Raw genomic sequence first — 4,325 nt, 5'->3', positions numbered from 1 at the left:
AAGCAACGAGCCGAAGAGGAAAACCCAAAATGAACCGCCCTCGCATCGCCCTGACCATTGCCGGCTCCGACCCGGGCGGCGGCGCAGGGCTCCAAGCCGACCTGACCACCTTCACCCGCCTCGGTGTGCACGGCGCCACCGCCGTCACGGCGATCACGGTGCAGGATACCCGCGACGTCCTCGACTTCGACGTACTGCCGACCCACAGGATCGTGGAACAGATCGAGGTCACCCTGGCCGATCTTCCGGTGGCGGCGATCAAGATCGGCATGCTGGGCTCGGCCGAGAACGTCGCGGCTGTGGCCCGCATCCTCGCGGCACATCCCCATATCCCGGTGGTCCTCGATCCGGTGATGGTCGCGGGCGGCGGCGGGGAACTCGCGACCGAGGCTGTGGTGGACCTGACCCGCGAGCGGCTGCTGCCCCTGGCCATCGTGGTCACCCCGAACACGCCGGAGGCGGCACGCCTCAGCCGCCACGACGATTCCCGGCGCTGGGGCGAAACTCTGCGCGAACTGGGCGCCCGCAACGTACTGATCACGGGTGGCCATGCGCTGACCGAGGCCGAGGCCCGGATGAAGCCACTGCCGCCGATCGTGAACACGCTGCACCGGGAGGACGGGCACGTACGCGGTTTCGAGATGCCCCGCCTGCCCTTCAGTTATCACGGCTCCGGCTGCACCCTGGCCGCCGCGATCACGGCCTTTCTCGCCCGCGGCCGGGACCTGGAGCCGGCGGTCATCGAGGCTCAGGGGTTCATGATCGAGGCCATCGCCGCAGGTTACGCCCCGGGCCAGGGACAGCATGTGCCAAACCGCCTCTGTCCGCAGAAATGAACCCGCGCCCATGAACCCACGCCTGCGGGGACTCTACTTCGTCACCCCGGGCAATGCGGCGGGGCGGCTGGAGCTGGTCCTGGCCGCCCTAGGGGGCGGTGCTCGGATCGTCCAGTACCGGGACAAGACCGACGACACCGACGCCCGCCGACGCGAGGCCGACGCGATCCTCGCCCTATGCCGGCGTGCCGGTGCGTTGTGCCTGGTGAACGACGACGTCGAACTCTGCCAGGCCATCGGCGCTGACGGAGTCCATCTGGGCGAGGCGGATGCCGCCATCGAAGCAGCCCGGGCGCGGCTCGGCGCAGACCGGATCATCGGCGCCTCCTGTTACAACAACCTGCAGCATGCCCATGCCGCCGCCGCAGCCGGTGCCGACTACGTGGCCTTCGGATCCGTATACCCGTCGGCGACCAAGCCGCAGGCCCGGCGCGCGGATCTGGACCTGCTGCGCGCGGCCCGACGCGAACTCAATGTGCCCATTTGCGCGATCGGCGGCATCACCGCGGAGAATGCAGCGCCGGTCGTCGCCGCAGGCGCCGACATGATCGCCGTCATCCAGGGCATCTCCGCAGCGCCCGACCCCGAAGCCGCCGCCCGCGCGCTGCAGGCGCTGTTCGGCGCAGCGCGAAGCTGACACCCGCTTTCGGCGACCTGATGATCGCGCAAGCTGCGCAGGCCGTTTTGTGGGGGCCAACGCACCCCGCAGGAGGCGAGCCCCCTCGCCGATCCGGCGCCGGAAAACCCAGCGGCCAGGTGCGAGCCTCCAACATTCGATCTCCTTGCAAGAATACGAATCCGACCAGCGGGGCCCTTTCGTGATCATCAGGGCCTGCCGGACATGCCATCCCCACACGTCCTGAAGCCCTTGCAGGATGTCAACCAGCGCAGCGAATCGCACCCACTGGCCCCGCGGGCTGCCAGGCGGGGATGATTCATCTGCGCGGGCGCACTACACTCCGGCCTTTGCCGACACCTCTCCGCTTCCAGACAGGACAACGCCATGCAGGAATCCGAACGCCTCTTCGCCGCCGCCCAGGTCCACATCCCCGGCGGGGTCAATTCCCCGGTGCGTGCCTTCAAGGGCGTCGGCGGTACCCCCGTGTTCATGGAACGCGCAGAGGGTGCCTACATCTTCGATGCCGACGGCAAGCGCTACATCGACTACATCGGCTCCTGGGGCCCGATGGTCGCTGGGCACGCCCACCCGGAGGTGATCGAGGCGGTGCGCGAGGCCTGCCTGAGCGGGCTGTCTTTCGGTTGCCCGACCAGCCTGGAGGTCACGATGGCCGAACGCGTCTGCGAACTGGTGCCGTCGATGGACATGGTGCGCATGACCAGCTCGGGTACCGAGGCGACCATGAGCGCGGTCCGGCTGGCGCGCGGCTACACCGGCCGTGATCGCATCGTGAAATTCGAGGGCAACTACCATGGTCACGGCGATGCCCTGCTGGTCAAGGCCGGGTCGGGTGCATTGACCCTGGGTCAGCCGAGTTCGCCCGGCGTTCCGGTGGCGCTTGCGGAACTGACCACGACACTGAACTACAACGACTCCGAAGGCGTGCGCGCCTGGTTCGCCGAACACGGAGCCGAGGTCGCCTGCGTGATCGTCGAGCCCATCGCCGGCAACATGAACTGCATTCCGCCGCAACCGGGCTTCCTCGAGACCCTGCGCGAGGTCTGCGACGAATCCGGCGCGGTGCTGATCTTCGACGAGGTGATGACCGGATTCCGGGTCGCGGCCGGCTGCGCGCAGGCCCTCTACGGCGTCGCCCCGGACATGACGACCCTGGGCAAGATCATCGGCGGCGGCATGCCGGTCGGCGCCTTCGGCGGACGCCGGGCGATCATGGAGCACCTGGCCCCGGTCGGCCCCGTCTACCAGGCGGGCACGCTCTCCGGCAACCCGATCGCGATGACCGCCGGCCTGAAAACGCTGGAAATCCTGAGTCGGCCCGGCTTCCACGACGAACTCGAGGCGAAGACGCAGCGCCTCGTGGCGGGAATGCTCGAGGCCGCGCGCGAGGCGGATGTCCCGATGACCGCGAACCAGGTCCCTGGCATGTTCGGTCTGTTCTTCACCGGCGAGACCGTCACGGACTATGCGCAGGCCACCCGGTGCGACCTCGCGGCCTTCAAGCGCTTCTTCCACGGCATGCTCGATGCCGGCATCTACCTCGCTCCAAGCGCGTTCGAGGCCGGCTTCATCTCCAGCGCCCACAGCGATGGCGACATCGACGAGACCATCGCCACCGCCCGCAACGTGCTGAAACGCCTCTAGGTCGGGGCACCGCGATGGGCACTGCCCCGGGCACGGGACCCGCCTTCGACAGGCTCGGGCTGACCATTCGCACGGAATGGGGCACATCGACCGTTCGGGGCAAACCTGTGGAACCGCGGGCACCCGGACGCCGGAGCGGCGGGAGACCGGAATGGAAAGCCTCCTGATCGACAACGGACCGCTGGGACTGCTCGTCCTGTTCCTGCTGCTCGGACTCGTCACCGGGATCCCGGCCGGCATGTTCGGTATCGGCGGGGGGCTGGTCCTGGTGCCTGTGTTGGTCTGGCTGTTCGCCCTGATGGGTTTCGACAGCGAGTTCCTGGTGCAGATGGCGATCGGGACCTCGTTGGGCGCCATCATCCCCACGGCGATGCTCTCGGCCCGGGGACACTTCCTGCGCGGAAGCGTGGACGGCGCCTCGGTCCGTCGGCTGCTACCGCCCATCCTGATCGGTGCAATGCTCGGTGCCTGGCTGGCGATCCAGATCGACGGGCGCGCGCTGGGAAGGATCTTCGGCATCTTCGAGATCACGATTGCGCTGTGGCTGCTATGGAGCGTCCGGCCCCCGACGCGCCCGGAGGCAGGCAGGCCGGTCTGGTTCGCCGCCGGGACCGGGATCGGCGCCGTTTCCGCACTGATCGGCATCGCCGGCGGTACGCTGACCACGCCGTTCCTGCTCACCCAGGGCCTGGACATCCGCCGCGCGATCGGATCGGCGGCGGCCCTGGGGATACCGATCGCGATCGCCGGCAGCCTGGTCTACGCGCTCCCCGCCCTGCTCGATACCGACCGGGTGGCGCCTGCCTGGAGCATCGGCTACCTGTACCTGCCGGCCATCGCTGGCATCGCCGTCGGGGCCGCCGTCAGCGTTCGCGCCGGCGTCTGGCTGGCCCATCATTTGCCGGTCCTGGCGCTGCGCCGCGCATTCGCCGGCGTGTTGCTGCTCGCCGGCGTCTACATGCTGCTGCGTTAACGGTGATGGCCCTGCGCCACCCCCGATGATGAAAAGCCGCAAACGGTAGGTCGGGTTAGCCCAAAGGGCGTAACCCGACGGGTCTGGTACCCACCCAAGGCCGAAAATGCAGCGCCGTCCCCGGCACCCCGGCACGTCGGGTTACGCTGCGCTAACCCGACCTACCGAACTACCGAACGGGGCCGTGACTTTCACGTTAACCTTCATGGCCCGGGGCCAGCGCGCGCTGGATCAT

4 protein-coding genes are annotated in these 4,325 nt (G+C 68.6%); all 4 read left to right on the top strand.

The window, feature by feature from the left end; all coding sequences use genetic code 11:
- The first annotated feature begins 29 nt into the window (after positions 1-29).
- The 4 genes from thiD to EA346_RS00680 all read left to right on the top strand — a co-directional run bounded on the left by thiD (position 30) and on the right by EA346_RS00680 (position 4,090).
- The gene (thiD, locus tag EA346_RS00695) at positions 30-836 is read left to right on the top strand and encodes a bifunctional hydroxymethylpyrimidine kinase/phosphomethylpyrimidine kinase (protein WP_296754359.1); all 807 of its coding nucleotides are present in this window, start codon (positions 30-32) and stop codon (positions 834-836) included.
- Between the two features lie 10 nt (positions 837-846).
- The gene (gene thiE / locus EA346_RS00690) at positions 847-1,473 is read left to right on the top strand and encodes a thiamine phosphate synthase (RefSeq protein WP_296754356.1); all 627 of its coding nucleotides are present in this window, start codon (positions 847-849) and stop codon (positions 1,471-1,473) included.
- Positions 1,474-1,839: 366 nt separating this feature from the next.
- Positions 1,840-3,117, top strand: coding sequence for a glutamate-1-semialdehyde 2,1-aminomutase (gene hemL, locus EA346_RS00685; RefSeq protein ID WP_296754354.1), 1,278 nt, complete (start codon positions 1,840-1,842; stop codon positions 3,115-3,117).
- 151 nt (positions 3,118-3,268) lie between these two features.
- Positions 3,269-4,090 (top strand): sulfite exporter TauE/SafE family protein, encoded by an 822-nt coding sequence (locus tag EA346_RS00680; RefSeq protein WP_296754352.1) that lies wholly within the window; start codon positions 3,269-3,271, stop codon positions 4,088-4,090.
- Positions 4,091-4,325: the final 235 nt, after the last annotated feature.

Origin of the sequence: Thioalkalivibrio sp. (assembly GCF_007692535.1) — a bacterium.
Taxonomy (GTDB): Bacteria; Pseudomonadota; Gammaproteobacteria; order Ectothiorhodospirales; family Ectothiorhodospiraceae; genus Thioalkalivibrio.
This window is presented reverse-complemented; position numbering and strand designations above follow the sequence as displayed.